We start from the raw sequence: 13,619 nt of genomic DNA, 5'->3' as shown, positions 1-13,619 counted from the left end.
GGGCGGTGGGTTCCTGGGGCGTAGTCCCAGGTTGTTGCCGCGCCCTCCGGTGTGACTTGTTCCGTCAGCCTCGTGCCGTCCCAGGTGAAGTCCACCGATTCGGCGACCGTGCCGTCCTTCGCCAGCCGCTGCTTGGCGGTGCGGCGGCCCAGCGGGTCGTACATGTAGTGCCAGCGCTCGCCGTCCGGCGTCGTCGCGTCGGTGAGGCGGTCTTCCGCGTTCCAGGTGTAGGTCCAGGTGCGGGTCTGGCCGTTCAGTAGCTTGCGGGTGCGGCGGGTCAGGCGGCCCTGGGCGTCGTGTTCATACTTTGTGCGGCCCGCGCGGTGGATCACCGTGCCGGTGAATTCGCGGTCGCCGGACGCCTCGTGGTCAGGGGCCGTGGCGTGCGTGAGGTTGCCCGCCGCGTCGTAGGCGTAGGTCTCGGTCCAGCCGTGGGCGTGGACCGACGTCACACGGCCGACCGGGTCGAGGTCGAAGCGGCGGGTGCCGGACGTCAGTTCGCGGATTTCGGTGAGGTGGTCGTCCGGGCGGTAGGCGTATGCCCGGTGTTGGAGCAGCGCCCCGGCCGCGCCGGAGGCGTCGTGGGTCAGGGCTTGGGTCGTCAGACGGTCCAGGCTGTCCCAGGTCTGGGTCAGGCTTACGCCGTCGCCGAAGGTGCGGGACGTTTCCCGCCCCGCCGCGTCGTAGGCGAAGCGCAGGGAGTTGTCCGCCGTGGTGAGGGACATCGGGCGGCCGACCGCGTCGTACGTCCACGCCGACCGCAGGCCGCTCGGCGTGATCCGCTCGGTGCGGTTGCCCGCCGCGTCGTATCCGTACGCCGTCGTGCGACGACCGCCCACCGTCTCGGTCAGGACGCGCCCTCGCGCGTCATATGTGCGGTGCAGGTCCGTGTCCGGGTTCGCCGCCCGCGTCAGGCGGCCCACCGCGTCGTACGCGAACGTCGTCGCCGCGCCGTCCGCCGTGCGCGTCGAGACCGTGCGGCCCAGCGCGTCGCGCGTGTACGCCAGGGCTTCGCCCGCACCGTTCTCCCGGGATATCAGGCGGCCCGCCGCGTCGTGCTCGTACGACAGCGTGCGGCCGTTGAAGTCCGTCTCAGCCGTGACCTGGCCCGCTCCGTCATACGTGTACGTCCACGTCCGGCCCTGCGGATTCGTCACCGCCGTCAGGCGCAGCTCGGTGTCGTACGTGAAGGCGTACTCCGCCCCGTCCGGGTCCGTCCGCGTCGCCGGGAGGTCGAAGTGGGTGTGGGTGTGGCGGGTGGTGTTGCCCGCCGGGTCGGTGTGTTCGGTGAGGTTGCCCTCGGCGTCCCAGGTCCACGTCTCGCGGCTGCCGTCCGGCCGGGTGCGCCAGGCGGGCTTGCCCTCGATCGTCCAGCCTTGGCGGGTGACGTGGCCCAGGGGATCGGTGACGCGGGTGATGCGGCCATGGGTGCCCCGGCGGACGGCGGTCGTGTTGCCCAATGCATCGGTGACCTCGACCGGGAGGCCCGCCGCGTCGCACACGACCCGGGTGGTGTGGCCCAGCGGATCGACGACCGAGGTCAGGTTCCCCGACTCGTCATACGCGTAGTGCGTCTCCGCGCCCATGGGGTCCGTCGTCCGTACGCGGTTGCCCCGGTCGTCGTACGCGTGGCGCCACACCGCGCCGTCCGGTTCGCACACCTCCAGCGGCCGGCCATCCCCGTCGTACGTGGCCGTGGCCGCCGTGCCGTCCGGGCGGTCGACGCGTATCAGGTTGCCGGAGTCGTCGTACGCGTAGCGCGTGGTGTGGCCCAGCGGGTCCGTCACCGACAGCGGCAGGCGGCGCGTCTCCGGGTCCCACTCGGTGTGCGTGGTGTGGCCCAGCGCGTCGGTGCGGGACACCGCCCGGTACGCCTCGTCGAAGACGTATGTGATGCGGTGGCCGAGCGAGTCCGTGTAGACGGTGGTGCGGGACGCCTCGTCGTAGTGGAAGCGGCCGGTCATCATGTCGTCCGAGCCGATGGTGCGCAGCACCCGGCCCCGGTGGTCGTAGACGTACCCGAAGCTGGTGCCGTTGCGGTCGGTCCATGAGGTGACGCGGTGCTGGTCGTCGTAGGTGAACCGCATCGGCTCGTCGGCGGAGTTGAAGACCTCGGTCAGGTCGCCCGCGCCGTTGTAGCCGAAGGAGACCAGCGTGGTGCCCCCCTCGGCGGCACCGACGCCCAGGAGCCGCAGCCCGGTGATGCGCGCGAGCTCCGGATCCGTGTCGATCGCGATGCGATACCCGCCGGAGTGCGCCACCTCGCGCGGGGTGCCCTCCTCGTCGTAGGTGAACGTGATGGACCGGCCATTGCGGTCCTCGATCACCTCGAGAGGGAGCTCATTGGCGTCGCCGCCCAGCGGGGTGAAGTGCAGCGTGCGGGCCCGCTCGGGGATCTCGATCCGCATCGTGCCGCCCGCCACGCCGTCCCAGCGCAGGGGCCAGCGCGGGCCCCGCGCCGGATATGTGTCCTCCCCGGGCGTCGGCACCCCGTAGCGCAGCACCATGCCGTCGGCCGTGACGAACACGATCCCGTCCGCGTCCAGCTCCAGCCGCTGGTCGAGCGTGGCGGCCCAGGTGCGGCCGAACCAGCCGCCGCAGGTGTGCCCGGAGACGAAGGTGCGCTCCAGGACCAGGGGGAGTGCCCCGGGCAGGGACACGTCCGTGGCCGGCATGACCATCTCGCCGGTGGCGACATCGACCGGGTCGTCCTCGCAGTCCCTGTCGTGCGTATGCCGGTCGTGCGTGCCCTCACTGTCCGCCCGGCCCGACGCCTCGCCGTCCCGGCCCAGGACCCTCTTACGGAGCGCCAGCCGCTGCGCGGCGTTCTGGCCCGTCCGGAGCTCCTTGCGCAGCGCGCTCGCGCCGCCCGTGGCCAGGGCCAGCAGCAGCGACGGGGTGATCTCGCCCGCCGCGCGCAGCGGGTCCTTGGACCACAGGTCCCAGTTCGTGACCGCCTTGGCGAACTCCTTGGGGTGCTGGGCCGCGTACGCCGCGCCGTCCGCCATGCCGGCCAGCTGCATCGCCAGGCCCTTGCCGTCGCCCTTGGCGATCGAGGCCGGGATCTCGCCCAGGCTCAGGATGCCGTGGTGGACCTTCCACAGCCCGTCCTTGAAGCTGTCCCCGACCTTCTGCCAATTGCTCGGCTTGTTGGGGGCCTTCTCCGCCGCCTTGTCGATCTTCTTCTTCGACGCGTCGACGACCAGCTGCAACTCCTCGATCAGCTTGTCCAGCCGACCGACACACGACTCCATCGCGGCGATGCCGGGATCGGTCTCCGAAGGCCGGTCCGGTAACTGCTCGTCGCCGCGCTTCACCGCGTCGTCGTACGTCTCGACCTTCGTGTTGTGCGCCTTGGACGCCGCCCGTGCCGCGTCCGCGTCCTCGATGATCGGCTCACAGCGCTTCTGCACCGACCGCAGCTTGGTCGCGTACGCCGCCAGCGCGCTCGCCGCATGGGTGAACTGGTCGTGGCCCGAGGTCAGTTCCTTCGGCAGCCGGTCGACCGACTTACGGAACTCGCTCGCGCCCTTGCCCGACCAGTCCGCCAGCTCCAGCGGCCTGAGCTTGTCCTTGCCGTCCTGGAAGGCGCCCGCATACGCGCGCAGCTCCAGCACCAGGTCGTCGATGTCGTCCGGATTGCCGGGGATCAGGTCCTTGGGCTTGGCGTCCACCGGTATCCGTATCTGCGGAGCCCGCCCCGCGTCCGGATCGCCCATCAGGACTCGTCCTCGTACTCACTCAGCAGCTTGCGCGAGAACTTCGACAACCCCGTCTCCTCCGGGCGCTTCTCCATCTCGGGCGCGCCCACGTGCTCCCAGGACCACTTGCTCGCCGCGCCCCCCGAGGGGAGCTTGGCCATGTTCTCGTCCGAGGGCCAGAAGTCCTTCACCCGCAGCAGATCCGCCAGCATGTACCCGGCCACCGCCTCGTACAGCCGCTCCACGACCGCATCCGCGTGATCGGCCAGTTCCCCCATGCCGAAGCCCCACTCCTTGAGGAATCCCTTGCCGGATTCCAGGAGTTCGGGCGCGCCGCAGTGCTGGAGGTAGCCCGTCAGCTTCTCCTGGCCGTTCTTCACGGCGCGGGCCCCGACGACCGACTCCTCCAGCGGGGCGATCAGGCCTCTTACGGAGGCGATCTCGATCTTGTAGCCGTCGGCGCCTTCGTTTCCGCCGTATTTGCCGTGTTCGCCGCCCTCGCTGGGGGCGCGGTTCACATTCCGCGCGTCAGGATCCGCCACCGTCAGCCCCCTCGCTGTGGCTTTCCGCTTCCTGGTCCCCGGCTTCCCGGGCGTCGGCTTCCTGGTCCCCGGCTTCCCGGGCGTCGGCGTCCCGGTCCTCCGCGTCGCGCAGCGTCCGCGCGTCCAGCAGGAAGGGGCGCTCACCCAGCGGATCCACCAACGCCCGTACGCCCTCGGGCAGCAGGTCCACCAGGTCCTCGACCGTCGTGGACGCCCAGCCGCACGCCCCCGCGAAGAGCGCGAGCCCTTCGAGCGAGGTGAAGACCGGGACCAGCGGGCCGCCTTCGGCGGTCTCCGAGATCAGGAAGCCCGGGTGCTCCGGGCGCTGGAAGTACAGCCGCGCCGTCCGCAGCGCCGCCCACTTCTCGTGCTCCGTCATCCGCGCGGCGGTCTCCTGGCGGACGAGCTCTGCCAGCGTCATTTTGCCGCCCTGAGCAGGCGGCCTACCGTCCCCTCCCCCAAACATGAGGGTCATCTTCGCACGGGTGACCGACACCTTCCGTAATCGACGCGCCGCTCCTCGCAGTCGCCGACCCGATGCGTTCCAGGACGTCGATGGCTTCCGTCCGCTGAGTGCTAGTCCGCCGTTTCCGCGCCCGCGTGTTCGGCGGTGGCGCGTACGAGGTTCTGCTCCAGGTGCTCCAGAGTGCGCAGGGCCGCGGTGCTTTCGTCGTCCGAGAGGCCCGCCGTCGAGATCTCCTCGAGCTGACTCCAGACCCGCTCCACCTCACGGCGCAGCGCGTGGCTGGCCGCTGTGGGCTCGATGAGCGAGGCGCGCTTGTCGGTGGGGGAGGGCCGACGGCGGACGAAGCCGGCCTGTTCCAGGCGCCGGACGGTGCGGGTCATGGTGGCGGCGTCGGAGTCCATCAGCCGCACCAGGTCGGCCTGGCGCTGGGGGCCGAGTTCCCACAGATGCATCATCACCAGCTCCTGGCCCGGGTGCAGGCCGATGCGGCGCAGTAGCTGTCCCGCGAACATGCGGTGCAGGCGGGCCAGGCGAAAGATCGCATGGCTGACCGGCCCGCCTCTGGCGGCGCCCGGCATCGGGACGGTGGCCTCCTGTCCCATCCCCACGGTGCTGTTCCCGGCCTCCGGCGTGGACTGCGTCATCTCTTACTCGCCTTTCCTGCTGCTTGGTCACCTTGATCCTACTGTCTCCCTCGGTGTATTGCTGCTCGGGCAGGAATGCACTGGGCGCTGTGATGTGCGCTCCGGTCGTACCGTGCGTACGGTCTGCTGCCTGGGTCGATCACTCAGCAGTGATGTGGCTCACGATCGATCGGGAATGCGGCATCGCGATTTACTTGTTCGGACAGTCAATGGTGTGATGAACACCAGGACAGCGGCGCGCCGCACCTCACGGCGGCCTCCACGTCGAACTAGGAAAGTGATCATGACGACGGCATTCGACTCGTACGACCTGGGCGGCACCCGCCTGGCCAACCGCATCGTGATGTCCCCGATGACCCGCAGCCGCGCCTACGGCCCGGGCACGAGCCCGACCGATCTGACCGCGACCTACTACGCGCAGCGGGCGAGTGCCGGGCTGATCGTCACCGAGGGGATCCAGCCCTCGGTGATCGGACAGGGCTACCCCGACACCCCGGGCCTGCACTCCGCCGAGCAGATCGCGGCCTGGCGGAAGGTGACCGACGCCGTGCACCGCGCGGGCGGGGTGATCTTCGCGCAGCTCATGCACGCCGGCCGGATCGGCCACCCCAGCCTGCTGCCCAACGGCCTGGTGCCGGTCGGCCCCTCGGCCGTGACGCCGCAGGGGAAGGTGTTCACCCACGACGGCCCCAAGGACTTCGTCACCCCCAAGGCGCTGACCGAGGCCGAGATCGCGCAGACCATCGACGACTTCGCGGCCGCGGCGCGCAACGCGATCGCGGCCGGGTTCGACGGCGTGGAGATCCATGGGGCGAACGGCTACCTGGTCCACCAGTTCCTCGCCCCCAACGCCAACCGGCGCACCGACGCCTGGGGCGGCTCGGTCGACGGCCGCATCCGCTTCGGCGCCGAGGTGGCGGCCGCGGTGGCCGGGGCCATCGGCGGCGAGAAGGTCGGCTTCCGCATCTCGCCCGGGAACCCCGTCAACGACATCGCCGAGGACGACCTCCAGGAGACCTACGGCGCCCTGGTGGCCCGGCTGGCCCCGCTGGGCCTGGCCTATCTGCACCAGATGGAGGCCCCGGGCGTACGCGACCTGACCGTACGGCTGCGCAAGGAGTGGCCCGGCACCCTCGTCCTCAACCCGTCCACCGGCGACGATCCGACCGGGCCGGGCGAGCTGATCCTGGTGGCGGACGGTACGGCGGACCTGCTCGCCTTCGGCGCGCTGTTCCTGGCCAACCCCGACCTTCCGGCCCGCCTGGCCGCCGACGGCCCGTTCAACACCCCCGAACGCGCCACCTACTTCGGCGGCGACCACCGCGGCTACACCGACTACCCCGCCCTCGGCTGAGCCGCGATCAGAGTCCGCATCCGATCCGCATACCTGACCGAACACGATCAGCTGAACCGCGAAAGAGGAGAGCGAACATGACCACCCACCACGACAAGCGGACCATTCTGGTCCTGGGCGCGACCGGCAACCAGGGCGGCTCCGTCGCCCGCGAGCTGCTCCGCCGGGGCCACCCGGTGCGCGGGCTGACCCGCGACCCGCACTCGGCGAAGGCACAGGAGCTGGCCGCGGCGGGCGCCGAGGTCGTCTCGGGCGACCTCGACGACCCGCGTTCGCTGGACGCCGCGTTGAGCGGTGTGTACGGGGTCTACAGCGTGCAGACCTTCATGGGTCCCGGCGGGATCGAGGCCGAGGAGCGGCAGGGCCGCGCGGTCGCCGAGGCCGCGGCACGGGCCGAGGTGGAACACCTCGTCTACGGCTCGGTCGGCGGCGCCGAGCGCAACTCCGGAGTGCCGCACTTCGACAGCAAGGCCCGTATCGAGAAGCACATCGTCGGCCTCGGGCTGCCCGCGACCATGCTGCGCCCGACCTACTTCATCAACAATTTCGCCTTCATGGGCCCCGTCCGCGACGCGGACGGGCTCGTGGTCAGCCTGGCCCTGAAGCCCGGGACGGCACTGCAGATGATCGCCCCCGAGGACATCGGCCTGTTCGCCGCCGACGCCTTCGACCACCCCGAGGAGTACATCGGCAGCCGGCTCGAGCTGGCCTCCGAGGAGCTCACCGGTCCGCAGCTGGCCGAGGTGTTCGAGAAGGTCTCGGGCATTCCCACCCGCTTCGAGGAGCAGGATCTCGATCGGCTGCGGCAGGCCGGCTCCGAGATGGGCGCCATGTTCGCCTGGTTCAACGACCACGGCTACCGGGCGGACATCCCCGCCCTGCGCGCTCAGCACCCCGAGCTGACCACCCTGGAGACCTGGGCCCGCCGGTCATGGACCGCCCCCGCCGCCCAGTAGCCCCAGGGCCCGGACCGGCCACCCCGGCGGACCCGGGGTGGCCGGTCCGGGCGTGACGCGCCCCGAGGGCCCGCGGCCACGGCGTTTCTGTAGGAAGTCGACAGGGAGGGACACACGCCCCTGTGGGCGCCCGATTCCTCCTCGGCGGCCTTGGACCGATAGTTTGCGGGGGTAGGAGTCGGCGCGCGCCGTGAATCGTCCCGGCACGTCACATCGACAGACGCCGACAGACACCGACGCACGCCGACAGACACCGACAGACATCGACAGCCGTCGACAGAGATCGACAAGAGAAGGTGGTCCCTTGAGCCGCTCGGTTCTCGTCACCGGAGGCAACCGCGGCATCGGCCTCGCCATCGCCCGTGCCTTCGCCGATGCTGGCGACAAGGTCGCCATCACCTACCGGTCCGGCGAGCCGCCGGCCGACTTCCTCGCGCTCAAGTGCGACATCACCGAGCCGGAGCAGGTCGAGCAGGCGTACAAGGAGATCGAGGAGAAGCACGGCGCGGTCGAGGTCCTGGTGGCCAACGCCGGGGTCACCCGCGACCAGCTGCTGATGCGGATGTCCGAGGAGGACTTCGCCACCGTCCTCGAGACCAACCTCACCGGCACGTTCCGCGTGGTCAAGCGGGCCAACCGGGGGATGCTGCGAGCCCGTAAGGGGCGCGTGGTGCTGATCTCGTCGGTCGTCGGGCTGATGGGTTCGGCCGGTCAGGCGAACTACGCCGCGTCCAAGGCGGGCCTGGTGGGCTTCGCCCGCTCCCTCGCCCGTGAGCTGGGCTCGCGCAACATCACCGTCAATGTGGTCGCGCCCGGTTTCGTCGACACGGACATGACGCGCGCGCTCAACGACGAACAGCGCGAGAACATCGTGAAGCAGGTACCGCTCGCGCGTTACGCGCAGCCCGAGGAGATCGCCGCCTCGGTCCGCTTCCTGGCCTCCGACGAGGCCGCGTACATCACTGGAGCCGTCATCCCTGTCGACGGCGGATTGGGCATGGGTCACTGAACGTCATGAGTGGAATTCTCGCTGGCAAGCGCATCCTGGTCACGGGCGTCATCACCGAGGCGTCCATCGCCTTCCACGCCGCCAAGCTGGCCCAGGAGGAGGGCGCCGAGGTCATCCTCACCGGCTTCGGCCGGGTCTCCCTCGTCGAGCGGATCGCCAAGCGGCTGCCCAAGCCCGCCCCGGTCATCGAGCTGGACGTGCAGAACCAGGAGCAGCTGGACGGCCTGGCCGACAAGGTGCGCGAGCACCTGGGCGAGGGCGTCGACCTCGACGGTGTGGTGCACTCCATCGCCTTCGGCCCGCAGGGCGCGTTCAACTTCCTCGAGGGCAGCTGGGAGGACGTCGGCACGGCCGTGCACGTCTCGGCCTACTCCCTCAAGGCGCTCACCATGGCGTGCCTGCCGGTGATGCCGCGCGGCGGCTCGATCGTCGGCCTGACCTTCGACGCCCAGTTCGCCTGGCCGAAGTACGACTGGATGGGCGTGGCCAAGGCCGCGCTGGAGTCCACCAGCCGCTACCTCGCCCGCGACCTGGGCGAGAAGAACGTGCGCTGCAACCTGGTCTCCGCCGGGCCGATCAAGTCCATGGCCGCGAAGTCCATCCCCGGCTTCGAGGAGCTCGCGGATGTGTGGAACCACCGGGCCCCGATCGGCTGGGACCTGACCGACCCGGAGCCGGCCGGCCGTGGCGTCGTCGCGCTGCTGTCCGACTGGTTCCCGCGCACCACGGGCGAGATCGTGCATGTCGACGGCGGTGTGCACATGATGGGTGCCTGAGCCCACGGCGTTTCCGCGCGACGGCCGCCGTCCCGCCCCTGCGAACCGGGGGTCCGGGGCGGCGGCCGTTCCGCGTGTGCGTTCACCCGTTCGGGGGAGCAGGACGCGCGTCCGGGTGGTGGACACGCGCACTGTGGAGTCATACGACGAACCGACTCACCGGAGCGCCGGCGCCAGCGGCACGGCCGAGGAGGTCCCGCATGCGTACGACCCGCCGTGTCGCGGCCGCGCTGCTGCTCGTCGCCACGGTGGGTCTGGTCATCGCCGCCTCCAGCTCCGCCGCGCAGGAACGGCCCCGGAAGCGCGAGGCCGCCTGCAGCACCTCGGTCCGCGGCTCGCACGCCACGGCCAGTTGCTTCAACCCCAACCCCCGCGTCGACCGGGTGCAACTGCATGTCGAATGCGCCCGCTGGTGGGATCCGGACATGGACGCCCGCCCGGTGGAGGTCGGCCCGGCCCAGCGCGTGGACCTCGCCGAGCGCTGCTGGAAGGAGATACGGAAAGCCTGGGTGAGCCACCACGCTGAGCGCTGAACCCACGCGCCCGAAGGCTGCCGCCTGCGTTCGGTCGGCCGCCGGTCGCTCAGTGCCCGCGGATCGCTCAGCGCCCGCCGGTCGCTCGCTCAGCGCGCGCGGAAGCGGCAGCCGAACGGGTGGGTGCTGGCCTCGCCCGCCGCCCGCTCCCCGTCCCCCTCCCGGATCGCCTCCACCAGCCGTCCGTGGTCCACATACGTGTCCGGGCCCATCCCGCTGTCCACGTCCGCGCGGAGGAAGTCCCGTACGACCGCGCCCAGATCCGCGTACAGCTCCGCCAGCACATCGTTGTGCGACGCGGCGACGACCGCCATGTGCAAGGTGGCGTCCGCCTCGACGAACGCGTCCGGATCGCCCGCCTCCCAGGCCAGCTCGCGCCGGTCCAGTTGTGCGTCCAGTTGCTTGAGGTCCTGTTCGGTGCGGCGCTCCGCGGCGAGCTGGGCGGCCTTGGTCTCCAGGGCGCTGCGCAGCTCGGCCACATGACGGGGGTCGGCGGCGGCGAAGCGGCGGTGCATCACCCCGGCCAGTTCGCTGGTCGCCAGCACATAGGTGCCCGAGCCCTGGCGGATGTCCAGCAGCCCGTTGTGCGCGAGGGCACGTACGGCCTCCCGCACGGTGTTGCGCGCGACCCCCAGTTGCTCGACCAGCTCGGGCTCGGTGGGGATCCGCGAGCCCACCGGCCATTCGCCCGAGGTGATCTGGGCGCGCAGCTGGGCGATCACCTGGTCGGCGAGGGCGGAGCGCCGGGGCGAGGTCAGCGGCATGACTCTCCTGTGCGTGGGGCGGATGTGGCCCGAGGTGAGCGAACGGGCCCTTCCATGATGCCGTCAGGCCGTTACCGGGCGGTTACTCACCACTGGACGGGCATTCATCCCATCATTCTATGATGGTCGGCATGCACACGCCCCCGTCTGACGATCTCGCGACGCTCGACACCGCCGACTCCGCGCCCCACCCGGCGGAACCGGGAGCGCCGCGCCGCGCCGCCTCACCCTGGCGAGGCCGCGTCATGGCGGCAGGGCTCATTCTCGCCGCGCTCAATCTCCGCCCCGCCGTCACCAGTCTCGGTCCGCTGCTCGAAGAGGTCCGCGCCGACCTCGGGATGAGCGGCACCGTCGCCGGAGTGCTCACCTCCGTGCCCGCGGCGTGTTTCGCGCTCTTCGGGTTCACCGCACCCCGGCTGGCCCGACGCTGGGGGCCGGTGGCCATCGTCTGCGCCGGGCTCGCCGCCATCGCCGCCGGTCTGCTGCTGCGTCCGCTGGCCGGCGGGACCGTGGCCTTCCTGGCGGCCAGCGCGCTCGCCCTGGCCGGGATCGCGGTGAGCAACGTCCTGATGCCGGTGATCGTCAAGCGCTGGTTCCCGGATCGGGTCGGCTCGATGACCGGGCTGTACTCGATGGGTCTGTCGCTGGGCACGGCCGCCTCCGCGGCGGTCACCGTGCCGATGACCGACGCGCTGGGCGGCTCCTGGCGGACCGGCCTCGGGGTGTGGGCGCTGCTCGCCGCGGTGGCGCTGGTGGCGTGGCTGTTCCTCGCCCGCGACCGTACGAGCGGTTCGCGGGCGGACGGCGCCGAGGCGACTCGTACCGAGGCGGGCGGTAAGGAGGCGGGCCGTACGGACGCGGACGCACCGGCCACGGCCGAGAGCGTCGCCGCGGCCGAGACCGCCGCCCCGGCCGACGGGCCCGCGATCCGCATCACCCGCAGCCCCCTCGCCTGGGCGATGGCCGTCTTCTTCGGCTTCCAGGCCACCGCCGCGTACATCTCCATGGGCTGGATGCCGCAGATCTTCCGGGACGCGGGGGTCTCCGCCTCCACCTCCGGATTGCTGCTGGCCGTGATGATGGCGATGGGCGTGCCGCTCGCCTTCGTCCTGCCGCGGATCGCCGCCCGGCTGCGGCACCAGGGCGTCCTGGTCGTCATCCTCGGTGTCTTCGGCCTCACCGGTTACGCCGGGCTGTGGCTGGCCCCGGCCGGCGGCGCCTGGGCCTGGGCCCTGCTGCTCGGCATCGCCAACTGCGCCTTCCCGCTCGCCCTCACCATGATCGGCATGCGGACGAGGACCCACGCGGGCGTGGTCCGGCTGTCGGCCTTCGCGCAGTCCGTCGGCTATCTGCTGTCCATCCCGGGCCCGCTGCTGGTCGGCGTGCTCTACCAGCACAGCGGCGGCTGGGGACAGCCCATCGCGCTGATGGCCGGGTTCATGGTGCCGCAGATCATCGCGGGCGTACTGGCCGGACGCGACCGCACTCTTGAGGACGAGGGCTGATCGAGGTTGGGAGGACGAGGGCTGATCCGTGTCGCGTACGGGGGCTGATCGGGGCCGCGTACGGGGGATGGGAGACTGGTGCCATGCCAGTGCTCGATGAGAACCCCCCGGACGGCCAGAAGAAGCTCCTCATCATCCTCGGCGTGATGCTGGGCATCACCGTGGTCGTCGGCGTGATCGCCACCCTCGCCTCGCCCTGACCCTGGGCGGGGGACCGGATGGTGGGGCTGGCCCCACCATCCCCTAGGGGGCTGGGCTCAGGGGTAAGTGGGTGGCTCACCGGATGGGAGCCGCCCCGCCCGCTCCGTACCGTCGAACCATCGACACGTTCGGCGACCCGGAGGCGATCCCATGTCCGCCCGCACACGTACCCGGCCCGCACACCCGGTGGACAGCGGCATGGATGTCCGGCTGCCGTGGTGGGCCGTCGTTCTCCCGACCGTGGCCTTCGTGGCGCTGCTGCTCCTGCTCACCGGGCCCACCGACGCCCATGCCGAGAGCGGCGTCTCCGGACCGATCTCGCAGGTCGTGGAGTTGGTGCACCGGACCTTCGGGGACGCGGCACCGTGACCACCGTAGGCGGTGGTGATCAGCCGTGTCCGCCGTATCGCGGGTGTGCTCACGTTTGACAAGGTCGTTCCAACACCCTGCGCCTCGTGCACCGATTCATGCGAAGCTGGGACGCATGAGCGTCGATGTGCCCCGCAGGATTGTCCTCCTTCGACACGCCAAGGCCGACTGGCCCCAGGTGGCCGACCATGAGCGCCCGCTCGCGGAGCGCGGCCGCAATGACGCCCCGATCGCCGGGCGCCGGATCGCGGAGGCCGGTCTCACCCCCGAACTCACCCTCTGCTCCACCGCGCTGCGCACCCGTGAGACCTGGAAGCTGGTGGTCCACGAGCTGCCGCACCGCCCCAAGACCGTCTACGAGGAGCGGCTGTACGACGCCCCGGTCGGTCAGCTCATCGAGGTGATCAATGAGACCGCGGACGACGTCACCGATCTGCTGGTCGTCGGTCACAACCCCGGGATGCACGGCCTCGCCGACGCGCTGGCGGGCGAGGCCGACGAGGGCGCCAGGGAGCGTATGGAGCGTGGTGCCTTCCCCACCTCCGCGTTCGCCGTCGTGACCTTCAGCGGCTCGTGGAAGTCGGTCGAGATCGGCTGCGGGCGCCTCGCCAGCTTCTGGGCGCCCCACGATTGATGCCCGATTCCCGGGTGATCCCCCGGGCGTGATCTCAGGGCACCGGCCCCCGCTCCGCCGTCGTACGGGAGCGGGGGCCGGTGCGCGTTCCGGGCCGGGGCCCGTCAGCCTTCGGTCGTCAGTTCTCGGTCCGTCAGCCTTCGGCCACCGTCCTCGGCCTGAGTT

At 71.1% G+C, this 13,619-nt stretch carries 14 protein-coding genes; 9 read left to right on the top strand and 5 right to left on the bottom strand.

Annotation, left to right across the window (positions count from 1 at the left end; translation table 11 throughout):
- From J5X86_RS48230 to J5X86_RS48215, 4 genes are all read right to left on the bottom strand, one after another.
- Positions 1–3,719, bottom strand: a 3,719-nt coding sequence (locus tag J5X86_RS48230; RefSeq protein WP_208522942.1) for a putative T7SS-secreted protein, incomplete at its 3' end; no start/stop codon positions are given.
- Positions 3,719–4,243: a hypothetical protein gene (locus J5X86_RS48225; protein ID WP_208522941.1), complete on the bottom strand. Its 525-nt coding sequence runs from the start codon at positions 4,241–4,243 to the stop codon at positions 3,719–3,721. The genes J5X86_RS48225 and J5X86_RS48230, both read right to left, overlap by 1 nt.
- Positions 4,230–4,664 (bottom strand): SseB family protein, encoded by a 435-nt coding sequence (locus tag J5X86_RS48220; RefSeq protein ID WP_243983264.1) that lies wholly within the window; start codon positions 4,662–4,664, stop codon positions 4,230–4,232. Before J5X86_RS48220 ends, J5X86_RS48225 begins: the two co-directional genes overlap by 14 nt.
- 155 nt (positions 4,665–4,819) lie before the next feature.
- Positions 4,820–5,353, bottom strand: coding sequence for a MarR family winged helix-turn-helix transcriptional regulator (locus J5X86_RS48215; RefSeq protein ID WP_243983263.1), 534 nt, complete (start codon positions 5,351–5,353; stop codon positions 4,820–4,822).
- A 283-nt stretch (positions 5,354–5,636) separates the two neighbouring features.
- Between J5X86_RS48215 and J5X86_RS48210 the strand changes: the two genes are divergently transcribed.
- The 5 genes from J5X86_RS48210 (at position 5,637) to J5X86_RS48190 (ending at position 9,981) form a co-directional block, all read left to right on the top strand.
- A complete protein-coding gene (locus J5X86_RS48210; RefSeq protein WP_208522940.1) occupies positions 5,637–6,707 on the top strand; it encodes an alkene reductase in 1,071 nt (356 codons plus the stop codon).
- A 77-nt stretch (positions 6,708–6,784) separates the two neighbouring features.
- The gene (locus J5X86_RS48205; protein ID WP_208522939.1) at positions 6,785–7,663 is read left to right on the top strand and encodes an NmrA/HSCARG family protein; all 879 of its coding nucleotides are present in this window, start codon (positions 6,785–6,787) and stop codon (positions 7,661–7,663) included.
- A 304-nt stretch (positions 7,664–7,967) separates the two neighbouring features.
- The gene (gene fabG, locus J5X86_RS48200; protein WP_208522938.1) at positions 7,968–8,672 is read left to right on the top strand and encodes a 3-oxoacyl-[acyl-carrier-protein] reductase; all 705 of its coding nucleotides are present in this window, start codon (positions 7,968–7,970) and stop codon (positions 8,670–8,672) included.
- Between the two features lie 5 nt (positions 8,673–8,677).
- On the top strand, positions 8,678–9,448 hold the full coding sequence (gene fabI, locus J5X86_RS48195) for an enoyl-ACP reductase FabI (RefSeq protein WP_093460783.1): 771 nt from the start codon (positions 8,678–8,680) through the stop codon (positions 9,446–9,448).
- A 200-nt stretch (positions 9,449–9,648) separates the two neighbouring features.
- A complete protein-coding gene (locus J5X86_RS48190) occupies positions 9,649–9,981 on the top strand; it encodes a hypothetical protein (RefSeq protein ID WP_208522937.1) in 333 nt (110 codons plus the stop codon).
- An 89-nt stretch (positions 9,982–10,070) separates the two neighbouring features.
- Here J5X86_RS48190 and J5X86_RS48185 read toward each other — a convergent pair whose 3' ends face one another.
- Positions 10,071–10,745, bottom strand: a complete 675-nt coding sequence (locus tag J5X86_RS48185) for a FadR/GntR family transcriptional regulator (RefSeq protein WP_208522936.1) — start codon at positions 10,743–10,745, stop codon at positions 10,071–10,073.
- 131 nt (positions 10,746–10,876) lie between these two features.
- Here J5X86_RS48185 and J5X86_RS48180 point away from each other — a divergent pair, with 131 nt between their 5' ends.
- The 4 genes from J5X86_RS48180 to J5X86_RS48170 all read left to right on the top strand — a co-directional run bounded on the left by J5X86_RS48180 (position 10,877) and on the right by J5X86_RS48170 (position 13,454).
- Complete coding sequence (locus tag J5X86_RS48180) at positions 10,877–12,250, top strand: MFS transporter (protein ID WP_243983262.1); 1,374 nt, start codon at positions 10,877–10,879, stop codon at positions 12,248–12,250.
- Between the two features lie 83 nt (positions 12,251–12,333).
- A complete protein-coding gene (locus tag J5X86_RS52310; protein ID WP_014059746.1) occupies positions 12,334–12,450 on the top strand; it encodes an SGM_5486 family transporter-associated protein in 117 nt (38 codons plus the stop codon).
- Between the two features lie 151 nt (positions 12,451–12,601).
- A complete protein-coding gene (locus J5X86_RS48175) occupies positions 12,602–12,820 on the top strand; it encodes a hypothetical protein (RefSeq protein ID WP_208522935.1) in 219 nt (72 codons plus the stop codon).
- Positions 12,821–12,935: 115 nt separating this feature from the next.
- Positions 12,936–13,454: a histidine phosphatase family protein gene (locus tag J5X86_RS48170; protein ID WP_208522934.1), complete on the top strand. Its 519-nt coding sequence runs from the start codon at positions 12,936–12,938 to the stop codon at positions 13,452–13,454.
- The last annotated feature ends 165 nt before the right edge of the window (positions 13,455–13,619 follow it).

This window comes from Streptomyces sp. NEAU-YJ-81 (assembly GCF_017592595.1).
GTDB lineage: Bacteria > Actinomycetota > Actinomycetes > Streptomycetales > Streptomycetaceae > Streptomyces > Streptomyces hygroscopicus_B.
Note: the sequence above shows the minus strand (reverse complement) of the source record. Positions and strands in the feature narration are given on the sequence as shown.

Excerpts from the sequence above, each read along its gene's own strand:
- J5X86_RS48220 (WP_243983264.1), bottom strand. The coding sequence starts at position 4,664 with ATGACGCTGGCAGAGCTCGTCCGCCAGGAGACCGCCGCGCGGATGACG.
- J5X86_RS48215 (WP_243983263.1), bottom strand. The coding sequence starts at position 5,353 with ATGACGCAGTCCACGCCGGAGGCCGGGAACAGCACCGTGGGGATGGGA.
- J5X86_RS48210 (WP_208522940.1), top strand. The coding sequence starts at position 5,637 with ATGACGACGGCATTCGACTCGTACGACCTGGGCGGCACCCGCCTGGCC.
- J5X86_RS48205 (WP_208522939.1), top strand. The coding sequence starts at position 6,785 with ATGACCACCCACCACGACAAGCGGACCATTCTGGTCCTGGGCGCGACC.
- fabI (WP_093460783.1), top strand. The coding sequence starts at position 8,678 with ATGAGTGGAATTCTCGCTGGCAAGCGCATCCTGGTCACGGGCGTCATC.
- J5X86_RS48190 (WP_208522937.1), top strand. The coding sequence starts at position 9,649 with ATGCGTACGACCCGCCGTGTCGCGGCCGCGCTGCTGCTCGTCGCCACG.
- J5X86_RS48185 (WP_208522936.1), bottom strand. The coding sequence starts at position 10,745 with ATGCCGCTGACCTCGCCCCGGCGCTCCGCCCTCGCCGACCAGGTGATC.
- J5X86_RS48180 (WP_243983262.1), top strand. The coding sequence starts at position 10,877 with ATGCACACGCCCCCGTCTGACGATCTCGCGACGCTCGACACCGCCGAC.
- J5X86_RS52310 (WP_014059746.1), top strand. The coding sequence starts at position 12,334 with ATGCCAGTGCTCGATGAGAACCCCCCGGACGGCCAGAAGAAGCTCCTC.
- J5X86_RS48175 (WP_208522935.1), top strand. The coding sequence starts at position 12,602 with ATGTCCGCCCGCACACGTACCCGGCCCGCACACCCGGTGGACAGCGGC.
- J5X86_RS48170 (WP_208522934.1), top strand. The coding sequence starts at position 12,936 with ATGAGCGTCGATGTGCCCCGCAGGATTGTCCTCCTTCGACACGCCAAG.